The organism is Priestia sp. 179-F W1.4 NHS (assembly GCF_045369295.1).
GTDB lineage: Bacteria > Bacillota > Bacilli > Bacillales > Bacillaceae_H > Priestia > Priestia zanthoxyli.
In genome coordinates this window covers 747,967-773,329 of record NZ_JBIQFF010000001.1, presented here as the reverse complement: position 1 = coordinate 773,329, position 25,363 = coordinate 747,967, and the positions used below count along the sequence as shown (strand labels likewise).

Here is a 25,363-nt window from a genome sequence, read left to right as displayed (position 1 = left end):
CCACTCCTTTAATTGCTCTTAATATAGAAATCTATTTTATTGATAAAAACTGAAAAAAGTAAATTAGCAAACGATTTCATTTGCTTCTGCATTTCACGAACAAAAATCATCCGCAAAACTCCCACAGCACCTTGTCGCTGTGCAGGATACGTTTCTGCTTGAACAGCTCCATAATCCGTTTTCAATTTTATTCCGATTGCCAGAAAAATGCAACCCTTTCCATTGAATTCTCAATCGTTTTAATTATATTTATATTTAATGAATAAGATGAAGTTTTTTAATGATCTTTTCTGCCTTCACATGAGGTATTATTATATAAATAACTTCTATAAAAAGAGCTTTCCCAAAAAGAAAAAGCTCTTTTTTTATTAGTTGCATACACGATCGGCAAAGTTTTGAAACAGAAAACGTTTTACCTGCTCCTCAGTGTAATACTTAAGGAGTTCTTCAATTAAATTCGTATACTGTTCATATCTTCCGAGACGATAAACCGTTTTGTCAATGCCGTCAAAGTCTGAGCCAAAACCAACGGAGTATTCCCCTCCTCTTTCACATATGTAATCAAGATGACGGATCACATCCGCTATGTGCGCTTTGGCAGAACTCGTTAAAAATTCAGGGACAAACGTAATGCCAATCACGCCGTTGCGCTTTATTAAAGCATGAATTTGATCGTCTCTTAAATTCCGGGGATGAGAACACAATACGTGTGAATTGGAATGAGTAGCCACTACATATTGTGCTAGCTCAATCACATCCCAAAAACCTCTTACCGATAAATGAGAGACATCCGTCCATACTTTATGTTCATTATTCAATTCAACAACTTTTCTTCCAAAAGACGATAACCCCGCGCCTCGAGGTTCTAAAATACCATCACATACAGCATTGCTATAATTCCATGTCAAGCCTACTGAACGTACACCCAGTGAAAAAAGTGTCTTTAAGCGAACTAAACTTGTATCAATGGCATCGCACCCTTCAAGCGTCAGCATGGCTCCAAGTTCACCTTTTTTCAAGCTATCTATATCGCGCTTTGAACGAACCCATTTTACACCGGGAAGCGATAAAATATGACTCTGAAACAGCTGAATCATTTCTAACGCAACATCAAAGCGCTGAGCTGCCGGAACCGCTTCTGGAATATAAATAGCGAATAGCTGAACTTTCCCTTTTGCTTTTTTTATGCCTTCTAACGTGACATGCAGCGCTGAATCATATGTAAAAGATAAACGTTTATTTAACCAGAGCTTCATTAATACATCACAATGAGCATCAAATATCACAACCAACACCCCTTTAGCTCTATACAAAAAGGACCTGTTTGGCTTCTATGCTTTACAGGTCCGTGGTTTTTATAATTATCGCGGCTCTACAATTAATTTAATGGCTGTTCGCTCTTCTCCATCAATTTGAATATCTGTAAAAGCTGGGATGCAGATTAAATCAACCCCACTTGGTGCAACGAACCCTCTTGCGATTGCTACAGCTTTTACTGCTTGATTAAGTGCCCCGGCCCCAATGGCTTGAATTTCTGCTGCGCCGCGTTCGCGCAGCACGCCTGCTAAGGCACCAGCAACTGAATTTGGATTAGACTTTGCTGAAACTTTTAATATTTCCATATCTAGCTCCTCCTTATTCTTTACAATGTATGATGAGAGATCATTAGACCAATGACTTAATTGATTTCAATGTTACTATATTCACGATATGTCAAACGTATTCCTGCTTGTTTTTCCTAAATATTCAAAAACTTATATTTCTACACCTTTCTTTTTTCTTTTTACGTTTTTGACAAAATAAAAAAGCCAATGTATCGCCTTTCGACACATTGACTTTTTCCCTTTATTCAAAAAACGGATGATCTTCGTTAATCAAAATTCGCTCTGTTTTTGTTGCTTTCCCCGTCTTTTGATCAATATCAATAACGATTCCACTAAGCTGCGTTCTTCCTTCTTTTGGCACTTCAAATCGAACAGGAAGAGACGTTAAAAAACGCTTAATAACAGCTTCGCGCTCCATCCCTAAAATGCCGTCATAAGGTCCAGTCATTCCTACGTCAGAGATGTAGGCTGTTCCTTTTGGCAATATACGATTGTCAGCTGTTTGAACGTGCGTATGAGTGCCGACAACAGCGCTGACACGACCGTCCACATACCAGCTAATCGCTTGCTTTTCACTTGTTGTTTCAGCATGAAAATCAATAAAAATAAGCGGAGTGCGCTGGCGTGCTTCTTCAATTAATTCATCTGCTTTTTGAAATGGACAATCGAGCGGAGCCATAAACGTACGCCCTTGTAAATTAATCACGGCTACCTCAAGCTGATTGTACGTAAAATACGTAATTCCTTTGCCCGGTGTACCTTCAGGAAAATTTGCTGGGCGAACAAGATTTTTTGCATCGTCAATAAAATCAAAAATTTCACGTTTGTCCCACGCATGGTTACCAAGAGTAATAATGTTAGCCCCTGCTTGTAAGAACTGACGATAAATCTTTTCGGTAATTCCTTTTCCTGAAGCTGCATTTTCTCCATTCACAATTGTAAGTCCCGGAGAGTATTTTCTTTTTAATCTCGGTAAATATTCTTCAACCATTTCACGGCCTGGAGAACCAACTACGTCTCCAATAAATAAAATTCTCATGTAAAAGCTCCTATACTTCATTCTTAATCTGTATCTTCATCTCTACGAAAAAAAATAAAGTGGCGAAACGCCACTTCATTTTTATTTTGCATACTCTACTGCTCTTGTTTCGCGAATAACCGTTACTTTGATGTGGCCAGGATAATCCAGCTCATCTTCAATTCGTTTTCGGATATCTCGAGCAAGTCGATGCGCTTCTAGATCACCAATCGTATCTGGTTTCACCATAATACGAACTTCACGCCCTGCTTGAATTGCAAATGATTTTTCAACGCCTTCATAAGACTCTGAAATTTCTTCTAACTTTTCAAGACGACGAATGTAGTTTTCTAACGTCTCACTGCGAGCACCTGGTCTTGCAGCAGATAATGCATCCGCTGCTGCAACTAGTACAGCAATGATTGATGTTGGTTCTGTATCTCCATGGTGAGAAGCAATCGCGTTAATAACAACCGGATGTTCTTTATACTTTGTAGCTAATTCAACACCGATTTCTACGTGGCTTCCTTCTACCTCATGGTCAATTGCTTTACCAATATCATGTAACAATCCTGCTCGTTTGGCTAACGTTTCATCTTCACCTAATTCAGCAGCCATAAGTCCTGATAAATGCGCTACTTCCATTGAATGTTTCAGCACATTTTGACCATAGCTTGTTCTGAATTTTAAGCGACCAAGAATTTTCATCAAGTCTGGGTGCAACCCATGAACACCGACTTCAAACGTCGTTTGTTCACCAACTTCACGAATATATTCATCCACTTCGCGGCGAGATTTTTCAACCATTTCTTCAATACGTGCGGGATGGATACGACCATCTTGAACGAGTTTATCAAGTGCAATTCTTGCTGTCTCACGACGAATTGGGTCAAATCCTGATAAAATAACTGCTTCTGGCGTATCATCAATAATAAGATCAATTCCTGTCAAAGTTTCAAGCGTACGGATGTTTCGACCTTCTCGACCGATAATTCGGCCTTTCATTTCGTCATTTGGCAAGTTAACAACTGAGACAGTCGTTTCAGCAACATGATCTGCTGCGCAACGCTGAATAGCAAGTGAAAGAATTTCTTTCGCCTTTTTATCGGCGTCTTCTTTTGCACGGTTTTCTGTTTCTTTTACCATTATTGCAATGTCGTGGGAAAGTTCATTTTCAACACGATCTAAAATAATCGCTCTTGCATCTTCTCTTGTTAAGCTTGAAATGCGCTCTAGCTCTGTTTGCTGTGCACGTACTACTTCTTCAACTTTGCTTTCCATCTCTTCAATATGCTGTTGTTTAACAGTAAGAGAATCATCTTTCTTTTCAAGTAACGCTTCACGTTTATCAAGTGATTCGTCTTTACGATCAAGATTTTCCTCTTTTTGCATTAATCGATTTTCTTGTTTTTGAAGTTCTGCTCGACGATCACGAATATCTTGTTCTGCCTCTGTACGAAGCTGATGGATTTCATCCTTCGCTTCTAGTAAAGCTTCTTTTTTCAAAGCTTCCGCCTCGCGGGTTCCTTCATCAATAATTTGTTCTGCACTAGACTTTGCTCCCGCAATTTTAGCTTCAGCAATCGATTTACAAACAAAAAAGCCAACAACTGCACCGACGATTAGGCCAAGCAAAGCGAAGATGATTGTATTAGTATCCATCATTTCACCTCCCCTTGCTATAAACTTGTAAGTTTTAAATTTCATGTCGGCATGTACATCGTATTCACCTTTCAATATACACACAAAGGCTTTTAAACGCTAAAATGTTTTAAAAAGGGAAAATATACATCTTAATTGTAAATCTGTGCATTTTTATTGTCAAGCCTGCCTCTACAGTATATATTGAAATTTCGTATGTTACTTTTCTAGCATTAACAATTTTTACAAAAAAAAGACCCCTTCTTTGAAATAGAGGAGTCTTTTTTTATCTCGCAGCAAATTAAATATTTAAATCGCCTTGATCGTCATCCTCAGGAGCTGGCTCTCCATCTTGGTCTAAACCATGATGTTCACGCACTTGTCCCGCAATTTCCTGACGAATATCAGTATTTTCTTTTAAGAATTGCTTTGCATTTTCACGGCCTTGACCTAGACGCTCGTCATTATATGAATACCAAGATCCACTTTTTTGGACAATATCTAGTTCAGAAGCGATATCCAAAATTTCACCCTCTTTTGAAATACCTTCTCCGTACATAATATCTACTTCGGCAGCACGGAAAGGCGGAGCTACTTTATTTTTCACAACTTTAATTCTTGTTTTGTTACCTACGATATCATTTCCTTGCTTTAACTGCTCTGCACGACGCACTTCTAGACGCACTGAAGAGTAGAATTTAAGCGCACGTCCACCAGGAGTTGTTTCAGGGTTACCAAACATTACGCCGACTTTTTCACGAATTTGGTTAATAAAGATAGCGATTGTTTTAGACTTGTTAATAGCTCCAGATAGTTTACGCAATGCTTGAGACATTAAACGAGCTTGTAGACCCACGTGAGAGTCTCCCATTTCTCCTTCAATTTCCGCTTTTGGCACTAACGCTGCTACTGAGTCAACAACAATAATATCTACTGCGCCGCTTCGAACTAAAGCTTCAGCGATTTCTAAAGCTTGTTCTCCTGTATCAGGCTGAGATAATAACAGCTCATCAATATTAACACCTAATTTTTGAGCATATACAGGATCTAACGCGTGCTCCGCATCGATAAATGCAGCCTGTCCGCCCTGCTGTTGAACTTCTGCAATCGCGTGAAGAGCAACTGTTGTTTTACCTGAGCTTTCTGGGCCATATACTTCCACCACACGTCCACGTGGATATCCACCTACGCCTAAAGCTATATCTAATGCTAATGAACCACTTGGAATTGTAGAAATTCTTTTTTCCGTTTGTTCACCTAATTTCATAATTGAACCTTTACCAAATTGCTTTTCAATTTGCTTTAAAGCCATATCAAGGGCTGCTTGACGATCGTTCACTCAATTTCCTCCTCTATCTCTTTGAAATCATCTATAAACTGCAAACTTACTACGATGTAGTAGCAATGTCGAATTAACAACTTTCTATAACTTACTATACTAGTTTTTGGGTCGTTTGACAAGCAAAAAGCGAATAAATGTTCGTTTTTTATAAAATTAAAAAAAGGCTGCTTTGGTAAAACTAAGCAGCCTTTTTTCTTTATTTTTTTATCGTCTTCAATACGTAATGACAGCCGTAATTAACCGTTCGTGAACGAATTCCTTGGCGGCTTCCAGATAGCTGCAAGCTGTAAACTTGAGGAGTTTGATCCTTATAAGCGACCCCTATATGCACTGTTCCTACAGGGTGTCCTTCTTGTTTAGAGGGTCCAGCTACACCCGTAAAACCGATGCCAATATCCGTTTTGTATAACTGTTGAATACGCTGAGCCATTTCAGCCGCGCACTGCTCGCTAACGGCTCCGTACTGATTCAGCGTGTGTTCGCTCACTCCGAGAATATTTTGCTTGATTTCATAATGATAGGCTACCAGGCTGCCTTTAACAACTTCTCCAGCACCTGAAACAGTTGTTAAACGTTCGCTGAATAACCCGCCGGTTAAACTTTCGGCTGAAGCAATCGTCAAGCCTTGTGCCGTTAATTCTTTTACCAATTCATTATGTAAAGAAGTTGCTTCGTATCCATATAAATACTCGCCTACGCGCTCTGAAATGGTTTTTTCCACTTCGTCTAACATGCGCTGTGCTTCAGCAGCATCAGCGTGCTTAGCAGTTAAGCGAAGCGTCACTTCTCCATCTCCTGCAAGCGGTGCAATCGTCGGGTTTGTTTGCGCATCAAGCAAATCTTCAATTTCCGTCTCAAGCTGTGATTCTCCTATTCCGAAAAAACGAAGAACGCGTGATTCAATACTTTCTTTTAATTCAAGCTTTTGAGCTAAAAATTCTTGACCATATGCTTCATACATTGGATAGAGCTCTTTTGGCGGCCCTGGGAATAGCATATAGTGTTTTCCCTCTACTGTAAGCCCCATACCTGGAGCCATTCCGTAATCATTAGGGAGCACTGTCGAACCTTCAAGTACAATTGCCTGTTTTTTATTGTTAGGTGTCATGATACGATTTGACTGTTTGAAATAGGCTTCAATGCTTTCAAGTGCTTCCGCATTTGTTGTCAACTCTACTCCTAGCACACTCGCAATTGTTTCTTTTGTTAAATCATCTTTTGTAGGACCAAGCCCGCCTGTGAAAATAATTAACTCTGCACGTGTTTGAGCTGTAGCAATCACTTCTTTCAAGCGCTGTGCATTATCTCCTACTACTGTATGATAGTAAACATTAATTCCAAGTTCGGCTAATTTTTTCGATAAATACTGAGCGTTTGTATTGGCAATTTGCCCAAGCAGCAGCTCAGAGCCGACTCCAATAATTTCAGCGTTCATCATATCATCTCCATCTTACTTATTTTGAATTAACAAAAGCCTGTTTGTTTTTGGCAAAGTAGTCCCAGCCTGAAATAACCGTAAAAATCACTGAGATCCAAAGCATTACGCTAGCAAACGGAATGGAAATCCATTCAAAAGGCAAGTTGTACAACAGAATAGCTGAAATAGCTAAAATTTGAGTCCATGTTTTAATTTTACCTAACATATTGGCTGCTACAACTTCTCCTTCCCCTGCTAGTACAAGTCTTAAACCTGTGATAGCAAATTCACGGCTAATAATGATGATAGCAGCCCATCCTGCACCTGCAATTAAATCTAAGTCAACAATAGCTACAAGCGCAGCTGAAACCAACAGCTTGTCTGCTAGTGGATCTAAAAACTTGCCCAAGTTCGTGACTAAATCGTACTTTCTTGCATAGTATCCGTCGATCCAGTCTGTTGTAGATGCAATAATAAATAATGCCGCCCCTAATAGATGAGCGATCGGAATCTCTTTTCCTGCTGCCTCCACTGTGCCAAATGGTAGCGGCACCATCATAAAAATGAGGAATACGGGAATTAGAAAAATTCGCGAAATGGTAATCTTGTTTGGTAAATTCACTTCTTCTGCCTCCAATTACTGTTACAAACTGAAAGCGTGCAAACGAAGTTGTTTGCACGGCTTTGGTTTTATTATAGCGTGAATGAGTGTTTAATTCACATATTATCTTTATTTACACTCTGACCACTTTTTAAAACAGGCTGTTTACTGTGCTTCTGCCGGCTGATATTGAATCGTTACAACTTGTCGAACTTGCTTGGATGAATCAAACGGCAAGTCAACCGCTTTTCCATTTACTTTTAACTCTACTCCAGGTGAATAACCTATGTTGACACGAGCTTCCGTTTCTTTCGTCAAATCAAATTCTTTTGTTTCACCTTTTTTTAGAATGGAGCTAAAGAAAGCATTTCCTTTTCCATTTTTCACATCTAACCAAGTATCTGCTTGAGTGGATGTTACTTCTAGGTTAAATGCATCTGTACCGGAAAGAGCATACGTAGCACTTCTGCCTGTTTTTTGAACTTCCTTGTATTCTTGTTTACCGCTGTCTTTCTTTTCTTTTTCAGCTTTTTCTTTCTCAGCTTTTTCTTTAGCGGCTTTTTCTTTTTCAGCTTTTTCTTTTTCTTGTTCTTTCTTATCAGCAGCACTTTGTTCATCTTCTGACTTGCTATTGTCATTTTTTGCAGTAGTTTCATTCGTTTCTTCCTGCGTGTTAGACTGCTGAACTTCGCTGTTTGGAGCTTCTTGATTAGCCTGCTCCTTGTTTTTATCCGAGACGATATTTTGAGCGATTACCCAAATAATAATCCCAACAACTACAACTCCCGCCACCACTAGAACAGTTGGAAGGTAGTCATATGCTTTTGAAACTCCTTTTGTATGCTGAGGAATTTCTTTGCGGCTGCGAACGCGCGAAAGCTGCTGCGGCATGTCTTCTGTTTGAGTTGAAGGAATGTCTGATTTGTATTCTTCAAAAATAGCATCTGTGTCCAACCCAATTGCTTCGCAGTATTGCTTAATAAACGCTCGTACGTAAAATTTCCCTGGCATAACCTCATAGTTGCCTTCTTCAATGCCAAGTAAATAGCGTTTTTGAATTTTCGTTAGTTTTTGTAAATCCTCTAACGACAACCCTTTGCTTTCTCGTTCTTGTCTTAACCTTTGTCCTAACTCTGTCAATGCTAACACCTACCAATTATGCTAAAAATCAAACATCGATAATCCACCGTCTTGAAACATTTGAGGACCTTCCATTATTTCATATGTAATCTTCTCATTGGGGTCATTTCTTATTTCAATAATGTAGGCAAAATCATCTAACGAATACTCGGTATTTTGTACAAATACATCCGGATGCTCCACGATTTTTGTCGCGGGTACATTCATTACTTCTCGAACAAGCTGCCAGTGCTTTTCATTCGCTCGTTTTGTCGATACAATCCCGTCAATGATAAAAATATTATCAGCGTTGTATTCGTCAGCAATAAGCTGACTGCGAATCGTTTGTTTTAAGAGTGTAGAAGACACAAAAAGCCACCTTTTGTTCGCACATACGCTAGCTGCTACAATCGATTCGGTTTTGCCTACTCGCGGCATACCTCGAATACCGATAAGCTTATGACCGTCTTGTTTAAACAGTTCCGCCATAAAATCTACGAGCAAACCTAATTCATCTCTTACGAAACGGAATGTCTTTTTATCATCTGCGTCACGCTGAATATAGCGACCGTGACGCACTGCTAACTTATCACGCAATTTAGGCGGTCTCATTTTTGTCACAATGATATTATCCATTGTTTTCAAAATAGATTCAAGCCTGTCTATTTGCTCATGTGAATCACAGCGTAGCAATAATCCACGGCGAATATCATCCACTCCATTAATTGTGACAATATTAATTGACAACATTCCAAGAAGCGATGAAATATCACCTAAAAGACCCGGACGATTTTTTTGTATTTGATATTCTAAATACCACTCAATTTTCTCCATCAAACCCCTCCCATTTCTTGGCTGGCCTTCGAGAGGTGCCCCCTTTTTTTCACCTAGTTTAACTATAAATGATTTCCATTATATTATAAACCCTAAAGGCAAGTAGTTCTACATTTGTTATGTATGTAAGCGCTTATTTATTTGTACTATTTAATTCTAAGAAAAAAGGAGCTTTCACACGCGGTGAATTAGCTCCTTTTTAGAAACGATAACTTATTTTACTGATCCGTTATTTTGAACTAATTTCACCATGCTGCTCGCAATCGCATGCTGCTCTTCTTTAGAAGCAACACTCCAAAGGTCTGCTAAAATTCGCTCTTGATCATTTTTTGCATCAACTTGGTTTGCTAAATATCCACCAATTTGATAAGCAAGATCATGAATAACTTCTTCTTGCATTCCTTCGTTTTGTGCATGATGTAAACGGTCGCCTAAAAAATCTTTCCAGCTATCCCAGTTTTCTAATACTGACATGAGTAGCCCTCCTTAAGGTTTATTCATATCATAGTTTGTACCTTGTTTTTAATTTTATGCACACTTTATATGTACCAACCGCCATTAACCGATAATATTTGTCCAGTTATATACGAAGCACGTGAAGATATTAAATATGAAACCGTATCTGCCACTTCTTTTGGATATCCTATTCTTCCTAAAGGGATCTCTTCAGCGAGCTCTTTAACCTCTTCTTTTGAATAGCTGGCCATCATATCGGTTTCAATCGCTCCGGGCGCAACTCCATTGACGCGAATTCCACTTAATGCAACCTCTTTTGCCAAAGCTTTTACAAACGTATTTTGGGCGCCTTTTACCATTGAATAAAGAACTTCAAACGAAGCTCCTGTAAGTCCCCAAATGGAAGAAATCATGATAATTTGTCCGCTTTTAGCACTGATCATTTTAGGCAGCAAAGCTTTTGTAATAACAAAGGGAGCCGTGATGTGAAGATAGATCATTTCTTCGGTTTCATTTGCCGAAGCATCTGTCATTAACCCGCTAACGCTTCGTCCGCTGTTATGAATAATAACTTCTACCGGAACAATAATCTCCTTTAAAAACTTCTCCACTCCCTCTTTACATGATAAATCCGCTTGTACTGTAAACACGGTTTTCACCTTTTCAGCTAGCTCATGTGCAAGCGCCTCTATTTTGTCTTTTCGTTGATGATAGTGCAAAATAAGCGAGTATCCATCTTCAGCCAATTGCTTAGCAATCGCTGTGCCAATTCCTCCGCTTGCACCTGTCACAAGGGCAAATTTCTCCATAGCCTTCTCTCCTTTACATGCAAAAAAGCTGATGAACATCAGCTTTTTTGGCAACAATCATCTTTATTTAGGTACTACTTCACAAACCGTAAAGTTCTTTTCATCAATAATCTCGTTTAGCACATCTTTTATTTCGTTTACCTTCAGTTTTTCTAGCGTTTCAACAATATCAAATAAATTCATATCATTAAACGCATAGCGTGTAAACTGATTAGCGATAAACTCAGGTGAGTTTAATGAACGTAAAAATCCGCCGATTTTCTTTTTACGAATACGTTCAAGTTCCTCTTCTGTTAGTGATTTTGTTTTCATTTCAAGTAAAATTTGTTTAACTCGATCATACAGCTGTTCCGGTTGATCCGTATCTCCTCCGATAAGAGCAAAACCAAATCCTCTTTCCTCCGTATAATCATACGCAAACGTTTCATCAATGAGTCCGTCTGCATACAACTCCTCATAGTACGAAGAGCTTTTTCCAAATGCATAATCTAAAATGATATTCATTGCTAACTCATATTTAAGCATTTCTCCGCCTGAACGCTGCGGATTTTTCGCTTTTAGACCCACCATACATTTCGAAGACTGCACCGGCATTTTTAATACTTGTTTTTCTTGATCCACCGTTTCAGGCTCTTCGTCAAAATGACGCTGTATGTCAGAGATTTCTTTATAATCTTTTTTCTGCTGATTGTCTCGAACTTGCTTCATTACTTTTTCCGCATCAACAGGACCTACAATGAACAACAGCATGTTGCTCGGATGATAAAACGTTTCATAGCATGTGTACAGTAAATCTTTATTAATATGTGAAATCGATTCGATCGTGCCGGCAATATCAATTTTAACAGGATGGTTTTTGTACATATTTTGAATGGTACCAAAATACAAGCGCCAGTCCGGATTGTCGTCATACATTGTAATTTCTTGACCGATAATGCCCTTTTCTTTTTCTACCGTTTTTTCTGAGAAGTACGGCTCTTGTACAAAGTCCACTAATGTTTCAAGATTTTCTTCAAAGTTAGATGTACAGCTGAATAAGTAAGCTGTGCGGGTAAAAGAAGTAAATGCGTTGGCCGAAGCACCTTGTTTACTAAACTGCTGAAAGACATCTCCGTCTTCTTTTTCAAATAATTTATGCTCTAAAAAGTGGGCAATTCCATCCGGAACTTTTGTCATTTCATTTTCATTTAGCGGTACAAATTGATTGTCAATCGATCCGTAGTTTGTTGTAAAAGTGGCAAACGTTTTGTTAAACTCCGGTTTTGGCAAAATGTATACCTGCAGCCCGTTATCCATTTTTTCATGATACAGCTGTTCTTGAAGCTGCGAAAATTCAATTTTCTCCATTTTCTTCACCGCCCGTTCCTGTTAAGAAATAAATTGTATCCATTTCAATTTTCTCAGCCACTTTAATAATTTCCTGCTTAGATACCGCGTCAATATGCTTTAAGTATTCATCAATTGAAATATCTTTACCCGTTAATTCATTATGATACATAACCTCTACTAGTCCTCGTGGAGTATCCACCGTTTCAAGCAGCTGGTTGTGAATAACAGCTTTCGTTTGAGCGATTTCGCCGTCTGTAAACGATCCTTGTTTCATTTCCTGCATTTGTTCTTTAATAATCGTAACAGCTTGGTCGTAATTTTTAGCATCAATACCCGACATGACCATTAGTAATCCTTTATGACTCTCTACTCTCGAAGCAGCATAGTAAGCTAAGCTCGCTTTTTCACGCACGTTAATAAATAGCTTGGAATGTGAGAACCCTCCGAATATCCCATTGAATACTTGAAGAGCAAAATACTGTCTATCTCCGTATACAACGTTTGTACGATAGCCAATATTTAATTTCCCTTGTTTGACTTCTTGTTTTTCCACCACTTCATTTACGTTTGAGATCTCTTTAGACGTGATAGAATCTTCAATGTCTTTTTGCTCGCGCTTTGGTAAAGTAAATGTTTCTTTTACTGTTTGTAAAACCTCTTCGACTTGCAAATCTCCAATAGCATAAAGGTGAATGGCATCTTCTTTTAACACCTGCTGATAATAGGCGTACAAACTTTCACCTGTAATTTCTTCCACATCGTCAATTTGACCGTTTACATGTAAAGAGTAAGGTTCTTCCTTACACATTTCTTCAACTAGTCTTAAATTAGCATAGCGCATTTTATCATCAAATACGGCTTGAATTCGCTGACGAAGCGAACGCTTTTCTTTTGTCATAATATCCGTTAAAAAAGAGTCCCCTTCAACTGCTGGCTTTAATAAAATATCGCCAAGAAGCGCTAACGCTTTTTGCAAAAGCGGAGTTGAATCTTTCAAATATTTTTCATTCGCTATATCAATGCGAATCGTAATATCGTGGTTATCACCTTTTTTTGTTAAGTCTACTTGTAAAGTAGCACCATAAAGCTCATCTAAATATGTACGAAGCTTTGTCGTAGACGGCAGCGACTCGGTAGCGCTTTGAAGTACATAAGGTAAAAGGGCACGCATTGTCACCGTTTTCTTATCTAAAGGGGCATTTAGTTTTAAAATGAACGTGTTTGTTTTGTACTTAGCTGTTTGAATGGTATGAACAGTCAATCCTTCTAGTTCATGTTTTTGTTCAGTCAATAATTTCATATATAAACCTCCTTTTAAATTTTGATGTATTAACTAGACAATACTTCTATTTTGAATCTTTAACGCTAATTTTAGTCTTATAACCACTATATCGAATTCAAGGAAACATTTTCAAGTAACTTGCCGCGCGCTTCCTCATTTCTTTTCATATTCTTTCTCTCAATGAAAAAAAGGCGGAGAAAAGAATATGATTTCTTTGTCTCCACCTTCTATATTTATCCAACTTTAGTCATTGTTAGACCTCGTATAGAGGATTTATTAGCGGCGGCCTTTTTCATAAGGAACGCCCAGCGCTTTAGGAGCCTCAGCACGTCCTACAAAACCAGTAAGCGCTAAGATTGTTAATACGTACGGTGCAATGGTTAAAAGGACGGATGGGATATCTTGAATAACCGGAATCTGAGCTCCCGTGATACTCAAAGACTGTGCTAATCCGAAAAACATGGCTGCACCTAAAGCACCAATAGGATGCCACTTCCCGAAAATCATGGCCGCAATAGCAAGGAACCCTTGTCCAGCAATCGTTCCTGCTGCAAAGTTTGTAGCGATAGACGTGGCATACACCGCTCCGCCGATTCCAGCGAACATGCCCGAAATCATAACGCCAACGTAACGCATTCTCACAACTTTGATTCCCATCGTGTCTGCTGCCATTGGGTGTTCACCAACTGAACGAAGACGGAGACCAAACGGCGTTTTATAAATGATGTACCATACAGCAAAAGCTAGCGCAATCGCAATATAAGACGTAATAGGAACGTTCGAAAATAGAATTTTACCTATTACTGGAATGTCTGATAAACCTGGAATACTTACTTTATCGATACGGAATTGAATAAAATCTGTTTGTCCTTTCCCAAAAATCTTTTTGATTAAAAAGATTGAAAGACCCGCAGCTAGAAAATTCAGGGCTACACCACTTACAGTTTGATCTGCTTTTAATGTAATGCTTGCAACAGCATGAATCAGCGAGAACACAGCGCAAACAACAGCCGCAATTACTATTGCTACCCACGGGGCCCAAGCACCTAATGAATCCTGAAGTAAAAGGGTTGAAACAATACCTGTGAACGCGCCAAACATCATCAGCCCTTCTAATCCAATGTTCACAACCCCGGAACGTTCACTAAATATCCCTCCGAGCGCGGTAAAGATAAGCGGTGCAGCTGAATAAAGCGCCGCTGGAATAATAATGGCTAACACCTCTAAGAAGTTCATTTTGCTCCCCCCTTGCCTGCACGGCCAAGCACCCAGCGAATTAAATAACTAGATGCAACAAAAAAGATAATAAGCGCAATGACAATTTGAATTAATTCAGACGGTACGCCTGTCATAAAGTTCATTTGAGGAGCCGCAGTTTGCAGTCCTCCGAAAAAGAATGAAGCTAATAAAATTCCAATTGCGCTGTTAGCTCCTAAAAGGGCTACGGCGATACCGTCAAATCCCGTACCCGTAAACGCAGTGAATGTGCCCATATATTGAAATGTTCCAAGCCCTTCCATAGCTCCGGCAAGCCCGGCAAAAGCGCCTGAAATAGCCATGGATAACACAATGTTTCGGCCTACATTCATTCCTGCATACTGTGAAGCATGCTGATTAAAACCAACGGCTCTTAGCTCGAAGCCCTTAGCTGTTTTATTCAAAATAAACCACATTACGACGGCTGCAGCGATGGTAATAAGAATGCCGTAATGAAGGCGGGAGTTATTGGTTAACTGTGCTAAAAAGCTTGATGCTAAAGATGCCGATTCTTTAATATCATACGATTTTTCATTACCCGCGTATAAATACGTACGGATTAAGCTGCTCGTGGTGTAAAGGGCAATATAGTTCATCATGATGGAAACAATTACTTCATGAACATGAAATTTTGCTTTTAAAAATCCTGGAATAAACGCCCAAACTGCTCCAGCTGCAGCTGCTGCTAATACAGCTAAAGGAATATGAATGACTGCTGGTAAATCAAACGCATACCCAACCCATACTGAAGCCAACCAGCCAACTAAAAGCTGTCCTTCCACTCCAATGTTAAAGAGACCGGTTTTATAAGCAAACGCAACCGCAATACCGGCCAGAGCAAGAGGCGTCATGGCACGAATCGTTTCTCCAATGGCTTTTGGCGTCCCAAACATCCCGTCAAAAAGAGATTGATAGCCAAGCATTGGATCATAGCCGCCTAGTAACATAATAACCGCTCCGGCAATGAGTCCTAATATGGCCGATACAACAGGGATCAAAATCATCATTACACGTTCGTTTTTCACAAGTTTATTCATGCTGTTCCACCCGCTTTCTCACGCGTACCGCCTGCCATTAATAGACCTAACTCTTGTTCATTCGTTTCTTTTGGATCTACAATGTCAACTATTTTCCCTTCATAAATAACCGCAATGCGATCGCTTAGATTCATTACTTCATCTAGTTCTAGCGAAACGAGCAGCACTGCCCGTCCTTTATCTCGTTCTTCAATCAGCTTTTTATGAATAAATTCAATGGCTCCTACATCCAGCCCCCTCGTTGGCTGAGCTGCAATTAATAGTTCCGGACTGCGGTCTACTTCACGGGCAATAATGGCTTTTTGTTGATTTCCGCCCGATAGCGATCGCGCTTGCGTATATTCACTAGGGGTTCGCACATCATATTCTGCAATTAACTCTTTTGCTTTTTTATACAGCTCTTTATAATCCAAAATACCTGATTTAGACATCGGCTTTTGATAATACGTTTGAAGACCGATATTTTCACCAATTGTATAATCTAATACAAGCCCATGCTTATGGCGATCCTGCGGAATATGTCCTACTCCTGACTCCGTAATTTTACGCGTGGATAACGTAGACAGTTCTTGATTTTTTAACGTGACCGAGCCCGACTTTATTTTTCTTAGACCCGTAATTGCCTCAATCAGCTCTGTTTGGCCATTTCCATCCACACCCGCGATGCCTACAATTTCGCCTGCTCGAACGCTTAGATCAAGTGAACTTACAGCCTCTACTCCTCGGCTGTCTTCTACTACTAATTCTTTTATTGTTAACACAGCTTCTTTTGGAGTCGCTGTTTTCTTTTCAGTTTTAAAATGTACTTCTCTTCCTACCATTAAAGCAGCAAGTTCATCAGGGTTGGTCTCTTGCACATTTACCGTACCAACCCCGACACCTTTTCGAATAATTGTACAGCGGTCACACACTGACATAATTTCTTTTAATTTATGCGTAATTAAAATAATCGACTTTCCTTCTTGAATTAATTTTTTCATAATTTGAATTAATTCCGTAATTTCCTGAGGTGTTAAGGCGGCAGTAGGTTCATCAAAAATAAGAATGTCGGCTCCTCTGTAAAGCGTCTTTAAAATTTCCACTCGCTGCTGCATGCCAACTGAGATATCTTGAATCTTCGCATATGGATCTACCGATAATCCATATTGATTTGAAAGCTCTTGAATATCTTGAGCTGCTTTTTTAATATTGATTTTCCCCGTTCGCGTCGGTTCGTTCCCAAGAATAATATTTTCTGTGACTGTAAAGTTTTGAACAAGCATAAAATGCTGATGAACCATTCCAATTCCTAAGTCATTCGCTACGTTAGGGTCCGTGATTTTGACTTCTTGGCCGTTTACACGAATCTGCCCTTTTTCAGGCTGATAAAGCCCAAATAAAACGTTCATCAGCGTTGACTTACCTGCACCATTTTCTCCTAACAAAGCATGAATTTCTCCCTTTTTCACTTGGAGTGTAATATTGTCATTAGCGACAATACCGGGAAACTCTTTGCGAATATCTAGCATTTCAATAACATATTCCACTACTTTCACTCCCTATTCCTGCCTGCTACAGGATTCTGTCTTCCGTTTTTTGGCTATGAAAAAGGCTAGTTTTCACTAGCCTTTTATACTCATATAATCATTGCTTAACAGATATCAGCTTATTTTTTAAGCGTTTTTTCAAACTCTTTAAATTCTTTATCCGTTTGAGGCACTGTAATGTCACCGTCTAGAATTTTTTGCTTATACTCATCAACTGCTTTTAACGCATCTTTGCTTACATTATCTTGTGATGGAGCAATTCCCACTCCGTCTTCTTTTAAGCCAAACACAACCTCTTTACCGCCTGGGAATTTGTCGTCCATTGCTTGTTTTGCAACATCTTCTACAGCAAGGTCAACGCGTTTTACCATCGAAGTTAACGTTACGTTTTCAGGCATACCTTCTTCATGCTGATCGCGGTCAACTCCAATTACCCAAACCTTTTTGTCTTTACCGCCTTTTGAACGGTTTTTAGCTTCTGTAAATACGCCGTTTCCAGTACCGCCAGCCGCTTGATAAATAATATCAGCGCCTTTGCTGTAAATGGTAGAAGCGATAGCTGAGCCTTTTTCTGGAGAGTTAAAACTTTCCGCGTATTGAGAAATAACTTCAGCGTCTGGGTTTACAGATTTAACACCTGCTTTAAATCCGTTTTCAAACTTCTTGATTAATGGAGATTCAACGCCTCCGATAAAGCCGATTTTGTTCGTTTTCGTTTGTTTCGCTGCCACTACACCTACTAAGAAAGAGCCCTGCTCTTCTTTAAATAGAATGCTCGCCACGTTATCTAAGTTTTCTGACTTTAACGTATCGTCTACTAATGCAAAGTTAGCATCTGGATACTGCTTTGCTGCTTTTTTAATGTCTTCTTTTAACAAAAAGCCAATTCCATACGTCAAGTTGTAGCCACTCTCAGCAAATTTAGAAAGGTTGCTCTCGTATTCAGATGCTTTTGTAGACTGCAAATATTTGTATCCAGTCCCTTCATCAAGTCCGTTGTCTTTCCCAAACTTTGTTAGACCTTCCCAAGCAGATTGGTTAAACGATTTATCATCTACCCCGCCCGTATCTGTTACCATTCCCACTTTAAAATCCGCTGCTTTTTTATCTCCGCTGCTCTTATCTGCGTCGTTTGAGCCACACGCGCTTAAAAGTGTTCCTGCCGCTAATACTAGTGATAATGCAAGTCCCGTTTTACGTTTTAACATGTTTTAACCCCCTGAATAGTTTTAAAAGTATAAAGCCAATTTTCTATTTCGTCCCTGTGACCTACATTTGACACCTCCTTAAAAGGACAATGTTAAATAGTTGTAAATTTTCTGACATTTAACCATAAAAAAACTAGACACGTTTACGCAGTACTTGGAAACTAAATTGATCTGCTTTAAAATAATTGATGGAATATAAAATGGGTTCATCATACTGGTCATAATGCATTTGTTTCAGCACAAGCAAAGCGGTTTCTGGCTCGCATTGTAAAATAGGAGAAACTTTTTCATGATAGCCTAGAGGCTCAATATTTGCCACGGCGTATGAAATGTGCTTTCCTGCTTGTTTTTCAAGAATTTCTAGCAAAGATTCCTGTTTATATTCGAAATTTTCAGGCAATATTTTTTGAGGAACCTTGTCCATGCAATATACAACAGGCTCTCCGTTTGCCGTTCTCACCCGTTCAACAAATAAAATCTGTTCGTCTTCCCCGCAAGCAAAACGTGTTAAATCATTTTCAGACAACTCTTGTATTTGAGAAGATAAGAAGATTGTTCCGGCCTTCATACCAGCTTGTTCAATCATATGTGTTATACTATTTAATTGCTCAATTCCTGACAAAAAAGTAGGCTTCGTGTTGACAAATGTTCCCACGCCGTGTCTGCGAACAATAATATTCTCTTCTTCTAATATGCGAAGTGCCTCACGTAGCGTTGCGCGGCTAACCCCTAGCTGCTTTGATAAATCAAACTCTGAAGGGAGTCTTTCCTTTTCTTTAAAAATTCCTTTTTCTATATTTTGTTTAATTTTATCAATCACTTGTAAATACAAGTGCCGATTATCCGCACGTATAGACATCACTCTTCCTCCATATTAAAAAGTCATCAGACCTCTGATGTTCGACTACTTAATCGAAAATAATATATCATTTTTCGACAGATAAATAAATAGGTTATATTAATTTTTTGTTAAAATTTTTAATATTTTTTTAAAAAAATGAATTTTTGTTATTTTTTAATGTCAGCATACCTAACAACCTACTTTTCTTCTAATATTAGATAAAACCCAAACATTTTAGTCATTAAATTTTTTAATATTCGTTTTTATTTTATTTATTTAGCATGACATATTTTTGTATAATACTATTCTTACCGTCTCTTCTTCCATAAAAAAATGAGGTTGAGACATAACGAAATAAATCCAATCTAAAGACAAACAAATAAGATAGATGAGCTGAAACGCTTGCGACACCGCAGTTGATTTCCGTGCAAGACTTCGGTTTCCACGGGCGGGCGATGGGCCTCCTCGTCGCTTACGCTTTTCCCGCAGGAGTCTTCACCTTGTCTTTCAGTCAACTGCTAGAAGGAATGAAACGGATGAAACCTATATTCACCCTAACAAAAAAAAACGAACCGCTAATCAGACATGTTGATTAGTGATTCGTTTTTCACTTAGGCTAAAATACTTTTGTCCCAGCTCCATCTTTTCTAATAACCTTATTAAGATCCAACATCTTCATTTTGCTGAGAAATCAGCACCGAACGCGGCTTACTTCCTTCGTAAGGCCCAACCACTCCACGATCTTCCATCGCATCGATTAAGCGTGCAGCCCGGTTATAGCCAATTCGAAAGCGTCGCTGCAGCATAGAAACAGAAGCTGTTTGCATTTCTGCCACAAGCTGAACCGCTTCGTCATACAGCTCATCTGCAAAATCATCGACTTGTTCAGGGGCATCTGTTGGAATCATTTCTTCTTGATACTGTGCTTTTTGCTGTGCAATTACAAAATCAACAATCTCTTCTACTTCTTCATCTGATAAAAAAGCACCTTGCACACGCACAGGTTTTGAAGCTCCAACAGGCATGAACAGCATATCTCCTCTTCCTAGAAGCTTCTCAGCTCCTCCCATATCTAGGATCGTACGAGAGTCAGTTTGTGAAGATACACTAAAAGCGATTCGGGAAGGAATGTTTGCTTTAATAACTCCAGTAATAACATCTACTGATGGTCGCTGTGTAGCAATAATCAAATGAATGCCGGCAGCACGAGCCATTTGAGCAAGACGTGTGATCGAATCTTCGACGTCAGATGAAGCAACCATCATCAAGTCAGCCAACTCATCAACAATCACCACAATATAAGGAAGAGTCGGCTGTTTTGCATCGGCGTCTCCATCATCATTCATACGTTTTACTAAATCGTTATATCCTTCAATGTTTCTCGTTCCGCTGTGTGAGAACAACTCATAACGTCGCTCCATCTCACTTACAACTTTCTTTAATGCTTGAGAAGCTTTTTTCGGATCTGTTACGACAGGAGCCAGTAAATGCGGAATACCATTGTACATATTCAACTCAACCATTTTAGGGTCAATCATCATTAATTTTACTTCATGAGGCTTTGTTCTCATTAAAATACTAATAATAATACCGTTGATACACACACTTTTTCCGCTTCCTGTTGCCCCTGCTACAAGCATATGAGGCATTTTATTAAGCTCTGCTAGCACAGCTTCGCCTGAAATATCTCTTCCTAAACCAACTAATAGCTTTTTATCAGGTCGGTTATTTTCAGTCGCTTCAAGTACTTCTCTAAGTGAAACCATCGCTACTTCTTCGTTCGGCACTTCAATTCCTACCGCTGATTTCCCCGGGATTGGAGCTTCAATCCGAATATCTTTGGCAGCTAATGCAAGTGCTAAATCATCACTTAAATTGACAATCTTACTTACTTTTACTCCTACATCAGGATATACTTCATATTTTGTAACAGCTGGTCCAAGGTGAACTTTTGCCACTTTTGCTTTTACGCCGAAACTTTGAAACGTTTTTTCAAGCTTTTCGGCATTTTTATAAATGTTTTTATGCTCTTTTGCCTGGTTACTTTTCTTTGGCATCGTCAATAGCTTGATAGGAGGAAGCTCATACTCTTTATTTTCCGTTTCAGTAAAGGTAATCATAGGAGCTTTTTCTTCTTCCTGTTCCTTTTGCGGCCTTGGCTGTTGCGGTGCAGCAGCTACAGGCTTCGATTCCATAACCGGAGGCACCGGAGCTATAGGAGCAGCAGGAGATTGACTAGACTCTTCCTCTCCATAATCAAAGTGTTCAATAATTGGAGGCGAAGGTGCTTCCACTTCTATTTCCACGCTTTCTTCAGGTTCTTGAACAGCTTTTTCTTGGCGTCTCTTTTTTGTTGTTTTAGGGGCTTTTTTCTTCTTATGTTTCCACGTCTGAATATCTTGCCAGCCTTCTTTTAACTCCGTTGTTAAAAAATTAACTAGAGGTGACAGAAGTTTTAATACCGTTTCGTGAAGCGAACGTCCGGTAATGAGCAGTACCCCAATCACAATAAGCAAGGCAGCGATAAGTTCTGTTCCTAAGCTATCAAACAGATAGTAGAACATGGCAAACATAATAGCTCCTATCATCCCTCCCCCTAAATCACTGTGATTCGATTGTCCCGTTGCTTCGAGCATATACAAATCCCACGTATTCATAATGACAGATGGATCTGTAAACGTTCCGTTTTTCGATAAATTTTCAAATAACGTCACGTGACTAAACAGTAAAATAGATAAAATAATGAGGTATGTACCGATAAGCTGCCGCGTCACTAAAGGAGGCATTTCTCTTTTCCAAATAATATAAACAGATAGAATAACCATTCCGATTAAACACAGCATATACCATTCGCCAATAAATAAGCGGACCACGAGCACAAGAGCCTGTCCTACAGCACCGAGTCCTGCCATGGCAATTAACGTTAACGCTAATAAAAATAAGCCAATAAGCTCAAAGCGCAATATGCGTTTCCATTCATCCTTTTTTATTTGACCTCTTCGTTTTTTCTTTGCCATTTTTCCACTCCAATCAACGTCCAACACCCTATGTTGATTTTGTTTCTTTTATCAGTTGAATAAAAAAGCAGCCAATACAGCGGCTGCCTTCTTCGTCATATTCATTATACCATATTCACCATAATTATACTGAAATCCTTACGACAAAATTTGACCAGGATAATAATTTTCATTCAAATAATCTTGAGGATTCGTGCTTAAAACCCTCACAATTTGCTGTTGTTTTTGTTCATTTTCTTCAACGATAACCGGGATTCCATTATGATTAATAAGCTTTGGCTGAGATTGTTCTTGATGATAAGACTGCTGAAAAATCAGTTCTTGTGGCATCATTGTATATAAAATCATTGCAGCAGCTGCTCCTCATTCTGACGTCCTTGCTCAATCAGTTCATTCAATTTTTTGATTGCTTGAGCAACTCCGCCTACTTCGTTAATTAACCCGTATGAAACAGCATCTCCGCCAACTACATTTGTCCCGATATCACGCGTTAAGTTCCCTTTTGAAAACATAAGTTCTTTAAACTTTTCTTCTGAAATATGAGAGTGTTCTCTCACAAAGTTAATCACGCGCTCTTGCATTTTATCTAAGTATTCGAATGTTTGCGGTACACCAATAACAAGACCCGTTAAGCGAATGGGATGAATGGTCATGGTCGCTGTACCGGCAATATACGAATAATCAGTTGAAACCGCAATTGGAACACCGATTGAATGTCCGCCTCCTAGCACAATGGACACAGAAGGCTTGGATAACGAAGCAATCATTTCCGCAATGGCAAGACCTGCTTCTACATCTCCACCTACTGTATTCAAAATAATAAGCAATCCTTCAATTTTTGGATTTTGTTCAATCGCCACAATTTGCGGGATGACATGCTCATATTTTGTCGTTTTATTTTGAGGAGGCAGCTGCATGTGCCCTTCGATTTGTCCTACAATCGTTAAACAGTGAATATTAGAATCCTGAGGGAGCTGAGCCACGTTGGTCTGTCCCAATTGTTGAATTTTATCTAATATTCCGCCCTTGCTTTCTTCATTTTTATTAGGCTGCTGAGGCGCTTCATCAGAATGTAATCTTTCGTTATTTTCAAACATATTCTAGCTCCTTTCACTTATTGATAGTAGTAGTATGAACTTCTCATAGTTATTACATCCGCATCAGCTGCAAATAAAAAGCCTTCCCAGCGGGAAGGCTTCACATTAGATTTCCATGATAATCGGTAAAATCATCGGTTTACGACGGGTTTTTTCATATAAAAATTGATTTAAACTTTCTCTCATTTTTAATTTTAATGAAGACCACTCGATCACTTTGTCTTCCATACACTTTTCTAAAATTTGCTGAACAATCTTCGTTGCTTCTTCTAAAAGCTTTTCTGATTCTCTTACATAGACGAATCCGCGGGAGATGATTTCTGGCCCCGCTACTACTGTTTTTTGACGTTTATTAATCGTAACTACTACCGTTAAGATTCCGTCCTGTGACAGTAGCCTGCGATCCCTCAGAACGATATTCCCAATATCGCCGACGCCTAGTCCATCAATGAGCGTATTTCCCGCTTGAATAGAACCGCTAGGGTACATGCGAGCATCTTTAAACTCAACTCGCTCACCTTTTTCAAGCAAACAAATATGATCTTCTGATATTCCTAATTGACCGGCTAGCTTTGCATAAGCTTTTTGTTTTCGGTACTCTCCATTCACAGGCATGACATATTTCGGCTTTGTTAAGTTAATCATAAATTTTAATTCTTCTTGACTGCCGTGTCCGGAAGCCTGCACTTTCTTCTGAGCAAACACTACGCTTGCTCCTAAACGAAAGATGACGTCAATTGTTTTTGAAAAGGTCGTTTCGTGCCCTGCCACGGGTGTAGCAGCCAGCAGGACCGTGTCATCTTGTTTGATTTGGATAAATTTATGGGACTGTTTAGCCATTCGAGTAAGACCTGAAATCGGCTCTCCGTGATGACCTGTTGTTAAAATAACCGTTTCATGTTCTGAAAGATCCTTTAGCTTTTGCACAGGAACAATTAAATCCTCAGGCAGCTGCAAATGTCCAAGTTTTGCTGCAATATCAATGATTTTCAGCATACTCTTTTCCATAACGATCAGGTTACGGCCATGCTGATATGCGGCATGAATAATTTGCTGAATACGGTGCAGATTGGAACTGTATGCAGCAACAATGATTCGACCTTTGCTTTTATAAAAAGCGTCGGTAATATTTTGTCCGATGACGGCCTCGGAAACTGTATAGCCTGGCTTATCCGCATTTGTACTGTCTGAAAGCAAACACAGGACGCCTTTTTCCCCAATGGCAGCCATTTTTCCAATATCAGCGCTTTGAATGCTGACTGAGTTTTGATCAAATTTAAAATCACCTGTATATACAATCGCACCTTGATTGGTTTGTAAACAAATGCCGACTGAATCTTGTATACTGTGCTGCGTTCTAAAAAATGAAATATCCACTCCTTCAAACGATAAAACCGTTGACGAAGTGATAGGATGTAAAGCTTCATATTTTTTAATTCCATACTCTTTTAACTTTTCTCTGATAAGTGCTAGCGTTAATTCTGTACCATATACCGGCACGTCCAATTTTTGAAGTATAAAGGGAATAGCCCCAATTTGCTCTTCGTGTCCATGAGTAACAAAAATGCCTTTTACGTTCTGCTGATTTTCTACTAAATATGTAATGTCAGGAATGACAATATCAATTCCTAACATTTCCCCTCCCGGAAACTTTGACCCTGCATCTAACACATATATGTTTTCATTAATTTCCACCACATACATGTTTTTTCCAAGTTCTCCGACTCCACCCAAGGCTGAAATTTTAATATTTTCTGTCTTTTCTAGTACCATAAGTTCCTCCTACTTACTTTCACCCGTACAATTTCATTTGCTTACATTATAACTGAAGTAAGAATTGGAATACAAGAAATTTCATTCGTCTATTTCCGTCATATGCTCTTCTATTATCTTATAAGAAAAAAACGTCTCTTCATCAACTCGTATAT

Annotated in this window: 23 protein-coding genes; all 23 read right to left on the bottom strand. The window is 39.1% G+C overall.

Going from position 1 to position 25,363, the window contains the following annotated elements; genetic code table 11:
- Nucleotides 1-8: 8 nt before the first annotated feature.
- Nucleotides 9-185 (bottom strand): hypothetical protein, encoded by a 177-nt coding sequence (locus ACH0CI_RS03940; protein WP_155278273.1) that lies wholly within the window; start codon nucleotides 183-185, stop codon nucleotides 9-11.
- Nucleotides 186-368: 183 nt separating this feature from the next.
- Entirely contained in the window at nucleotides 369-1,286 is a 918-nt protein-coding gene (locus ACH0CI_RS03935) for a dipeptidase (RefSeq protein ID WP_335707083.1), read from the bottom strand.
- 75 nt (nucleotides 1,287-1,361) lie between these two features.
- Nucleotides 1,362-1,622, bottom strand: a complete 261-nt coding sequence (spoVS, locus tag ACH0CI_RS03930; RefSeq protein ID WP_003181955.1) for a stage V sporulation protein SpoVS — start codon at nucleotides 1,620-1,622, stop codon at nucleotides 1,362-1,364.
- Between the two features lie 223 nt (nucleotides 1,623-1,845).
- Nucleotides 1,846-2,643 (bottom strand): TIGR00282 family metallophosphoesterase, encoded by a 798-nt coding sequence (locus ACH0CI_RS03925; RefSeq protein ID WP_028411380.1) that lies wholly within the window; start codon nucleotides 2,641-2,643, stop codon nucleotides 1,846-1,848.
- 81 nt (nucleotides 2,644-2,724) lie between these two features.
- Nucleotides 2,725-4,284, bottom strand: a complete 1,560-nt coding sequence (gene rny / locus ACH0CI_RS03920; protein ID WP_013058803.1) for a ribonuclease Y — start codon at nucleotides 4,282-4,284, stop codon at nucleotides 2,725-2,727.
- 280 nt (nucleotides 4,285-4,564) lie between these two features.
- A complete protein-coding gene (recA, locus tag ACH0CI_RS03915) occupies nucleotides 4,565-5,602 on the bottom strand; it encodes a recombinase RecA (protein ID WP_013058804.1) in 1,038 nt (345 codons plus the stop codon).
- Nucleotides 5,603-5,801: 199 nt separating this feature from the next.
- Nucleotides 5,802-7,043: a competence/damage-inducible protein A gene (locus ACH0CI_RS03910; protein WP_028411381.1), complete on the bottom strand. Its 1,242-nt coding sequence runs from the start codon at nucleotides 7,041-7,043 to the stop codon at nucleotides 5,802-5,804.
- 16 nt (nucleotides 7,044-7,059) lie between these two features.
- A complete protein-coding gene (pgsA, locus tag ACH0CI_RS03905; RefSeq protein ID WP_028411382.1) occupies nucleotides 7,060-7,644 on the bottom strand; it encodes a CDP-diacylglycerol--glycerol-3-phosphate 3-phosphatidyltransferase in 585 nt (194 codons plus the stop codon).
- A 144-nt stretch (nucleotides 7,645-7,788) separates the two neighbouring features.
- Entirely contained in the window at nucleotides 7,789-8,772 is a 984-nt protein-coding gene (locus ACH0CI_RS03900; protein ID WP_223546233.1) for a helix-turn-helix domain-containing protein, read from the bottom strand.
- A 12-nt stretch (nucleotides 8,773-8,784) separates the two neighbouring features.
- Nucleotides 8,785-9,576 (bottom strand): DUF3388 domain-containing protein, encoded by a 792-nt coding sequence (locus ACH0CI_RS03895; RefSeq protein ID WP_013058808.1) that lies wholly within the window; start codon nucleotides 9,574-9,576, stop codon nucleotides 8,785-8,787.
- A gap of 213 nt (nucleotides 9,577-9,789) precedes the next feature.
- Nucleotides 9,790-10,050: a DUF3243 domain-containing protein gene (locus ACH0CI_RS03890; RefSeq protein WP_013058809.1), complete on the bottom strand. Its 261-nt coding sequence runs from the start codon at nucleotides 10,048-10,050 to the stop codon at nucleotides 9,790-9,792.
- 65 nt (nucleotides 10,051-10,115) lie between these two features.
- Complete coding sequence (ymfI, locus tag ACH0CI_RS03885; protein ID WP_028411384.1) at nucleotides 10,116-10,841, bottom strand: elongation factor P 5-aminopentanone reductase; 726 nt, start codon at nucleotides 10,839-10,841, stop codon at nucleotides 10,116-10,118.
- A gap of 63 nt (nucleotides 10,842-10,904) precedes the next feature.
- Nucleotides 10,905-12,188 carry an EF-P 5-aminopentanol modification-associated protein YfmH gene (yfmH, locus tag ACH0CI_RS03880; protein ID WP_025750276.1) on the bottom strand — a complete coding sequence of 428 codons (1,284 nt, stop codon included), beginning with the start codon at nucleotides 12,186-12,188 and terminating at the stop codon, nucleotides 10,905-10,907.
- A complete protein-coding gene (yfmF, locus tag ACH0CI_RS03875; RefSeq protein WP_028411385.1) occupies nucleotides 12,175-13,470 on the bottom strand; it encodes an EF-P 5-aminopentanol modification-associated protein YfmF in 1,296 nt (431 codons plus the stop codon). The genes yfmH and yfmF overlap by 14 nt, the downstream gene beginning before the upstream one ends.
- Before the next feature lie 258 nt (nucleotides 13,471-13,728).
- The gene (locus ACH0CI_RS03870; RefSeq protein ID WP_013084750.1) at nucleotides 13,729-14,688 is read right to left on the bottom strand and encodes an ABC transporter permease; all 960 of its coding nucleotides are present in this window, start codon (nucleotides 14,686-14,688) and stop codon (nucleotides 13,729-13,731) included.
- Nucleotides 14,685-15,746, bottom strand: coding sequence for an ABC transporter permease (locus tag ACH0CI_RS03865; RefSeq protein ID WP_014458483.1), 1,062 nt, complete (start codon nucleotides 15,744-15,746; stop codon nucleotides 14,685-14,687). Before ACH0CI_RS03865 ends, ACH0CI_RS03870 begins: the two co-directional genes overlap by 4 nt.
- Nucleotides 15,743-17,272 (bottom strand): ABC transporter ATP-binding protein, encoded by a 1,530-nt coding sequence (locus ACH0CI_RS03860; RefSeq protein ID WP_335707084.1) that lies wholly within the window; start codon nucleotides 17,270-17,272, stop codon nucleotides 15,743-15,745. Before ACH0CI_RS03860 ends, ACH0CI_RS03865 begins: the two co-directional genes overlap by 4 nt.
- Before the next feature lie 119 nt (nucleotides 17,273-17,391).
- A complete protein-coding gene (locus tag ACH0CI_RS03855) occupies nucleotides 17,392-18,480 on the bottom strand; it encodes a BMP family lipoprotein (RefSeq protein WP_028411388.1) in 1,089 nt (362 codons plus the stop codon).
- 133 nt (nucleotides 18,481-18,613) lie between these two features.
- On the bottom strand, nucleotides 18,614-19,339 hold the full coding sequence (locus ACH0CI_RS03850) for a GntR family transcriptional regulator (protein ID WP_028411389.1): 726 nt from the start codon (nucleotides 19,337-19,339) through the stop codon (nucleotides 18,614-18,616).
- Between the two features lie 641 nt (nucleotides 19,340-19,980).
- A complete protein-coding gene (locus tag ACH0CI_RS03845; RefSeq protein WP_047749914.1) occupies nucleotides 19,981-22,338 on the bottom strand; it encodes an FtsK/SpoIIIE family DNA translocase in 2,358 nt (785 codons plus the stop codon).
- 138 nt (nucleotides 22,339-22,476) lie between these two features.
- On the bottom strand, nucleotides 22,477-22,686 hold the full coding sequence (locus tag ACH0CI_RS03840; protein ID WP_028411391.1) for a YlzJ-like family protein: 210 nt from the start codon (nucleotides 22,684-22,686) through the stop codon (nucleotides 22,477-22,479).
- Nucleotides 22,683-23,435 (bottom strand): ClpP family protease, encoded by a 753-nt coding sequence (locus ACH0CI_RS03835; RefSeq protein ID WP_013058820.1) that lies wholly within the window; start codon nucleotides 23,433-23,435, stop codon nucleotides 22,683-22,685. The genes ACH0CI_RS03840 and ACH0CI_RS03835 overlap by 4 nt, the downstream gene beginning before the upstream one ends.
- Nucleotides 23,436-23,540: 105 nt before the next feature.
- A complete protein-coding gene (locus ACH0CI_RS03830; protein WP_406900890.1) occupies nucleotides 23,541-25,208 on the bottom strand; it encodes a ribonuclease J in 1,668 nt (555 codons plus the stop codon).
- Nucleotides 25,209-25,363: the final 155 nt, after the last annotated feature.

What these genes read in the sequence shown, in the direction of transcription:
- ACH0CI_RS03890 (WP_013058809.1), bottom strand. Translation starts at nt 10,050, where the DNA reads ATGTCAGTATTAGAAAACTGGGATAGCTGGAAAGATTTTTTAGGCGAC.
- ACH0CI_RS03865 (WP_014458483.1), bottom strand. Translation starts at nt 15,746, where the DNA reads ATGAATAAACTTGTGAAAAACGAACGTGTAATGATGATTTTGATCCCT.
- ACH0CI_RS03855 (WP_028411388.1), bottom strand. Translation starts at nt 18,480, where the DNA reads ATGTTAAAACGTAAAACGGGACTTGCATTATCACTAGTATTAGCGGCA.
- ACH0CI_RS03910 (WP_028411381.1), bottom strand. Translation starts at nt 7,043, where the DNA reads ATGATGAACGCTGAAATTATTGGAGTCGGCTCTGAGCTGCTGCTTGGG.
- yfmF (WP_028411385.1), bottom strand. Translation starts at nt 13,470, where the DNA reads ATGAAATTATTGACTGAACAAAAACATGAACTAGAAGGATTGACTGTT.
- ACH0CI_RS03840 (WP_028411391.1), bottom strand. Translation starts at nt 22,686, where the DNA reads ATGATTTTATATACAATGATGCCACAAGAACTGATTTTTCAGCAGTCT.
- ACH0CI_RS03830 (WP_406900890.1), bottom strand. Translation starts at nt 25,208, where the DNA reads ATGGTACTAGAAAAGACAGAAAATATTAAAATTTCAGCCTTGGGTGGA.
- ACH0CI_RS03835 (WP_013058820.1), bottom strand. Translation starts at nt 23,435, where the DNA reads ATGTTTGAAAATAACGAAAGATTACATTCTGATGAAGCGCCTCAGCAG.
- ACH0CI_RS03925 (WP_028411380.1), bottom strand. Translation starts at nt 2,643, where the DNA reads ATGAGAATTTTATTTATTGGAGACGTAGTTGGTTCTCCAGGCCGTGAA.
- ACH0CI_RS03850 (WP_028411389.1), bottom strand. Translation starts at nt 19,339, where the DNA reads ATGTCTATACGTGCGGATAATCGGCACTTGTATTTACAAGTGATTGAT.
- yfmH (WP_025750276.1), bottom strand. Translation starts at nt 12,188, where the DNA reads ATGGAGAAAATTGAATTTTCGCAGCTTCAAGAACAGCTGTATCATGAA.
- ACH0CI_RS03845 (WP_047749914.1), bottom strand. Translation starts at nt 22,338, where the DNA reads ATGGCAAAGAAAAAACGAAGAGGTCAAATAAAAAAGGATGAATGGAAA.
- ymfI (WP_028411384.1), bottom strand. Translation starts at nt 10,841, where the DNA reads ATGGAGAAATTTGCCCTTGTGACAGGTGCAAGCGGAGGAATTGGCACA.
- rny (WP_013058803.1), bottom strand. Translation starts at nt 4,284, where the DNA reads ATGGATACTAATACAATCATCTTCGCTTTGCTTGGCCTAATCGTCGGT.
- ACH0CI_RS03870 (WP_013084750.1), bottom strand. Translation starts at nt 14,688, where the DNA reads ATGAACTTCTTAGAGGTGTTAGCCATTATTATTCCAGCGGCGCTTTAT.
- spoVS (WP_003181955.1), bottom strand. Translation starts at nt 1,622, where the DNA reads ATGGAAATATTAAAAGTTTCAGCAAAGTCTAATCCAAATTCAGTTGCT.
- ACH0CI_RS03895 (WP_013058808.1), bottom strand. Translation starts at nt 9,576, where the DNA reads ATGGAGAAAATTGAGTGGTATTTAGAATATCAAATACAAAAAAATCGT.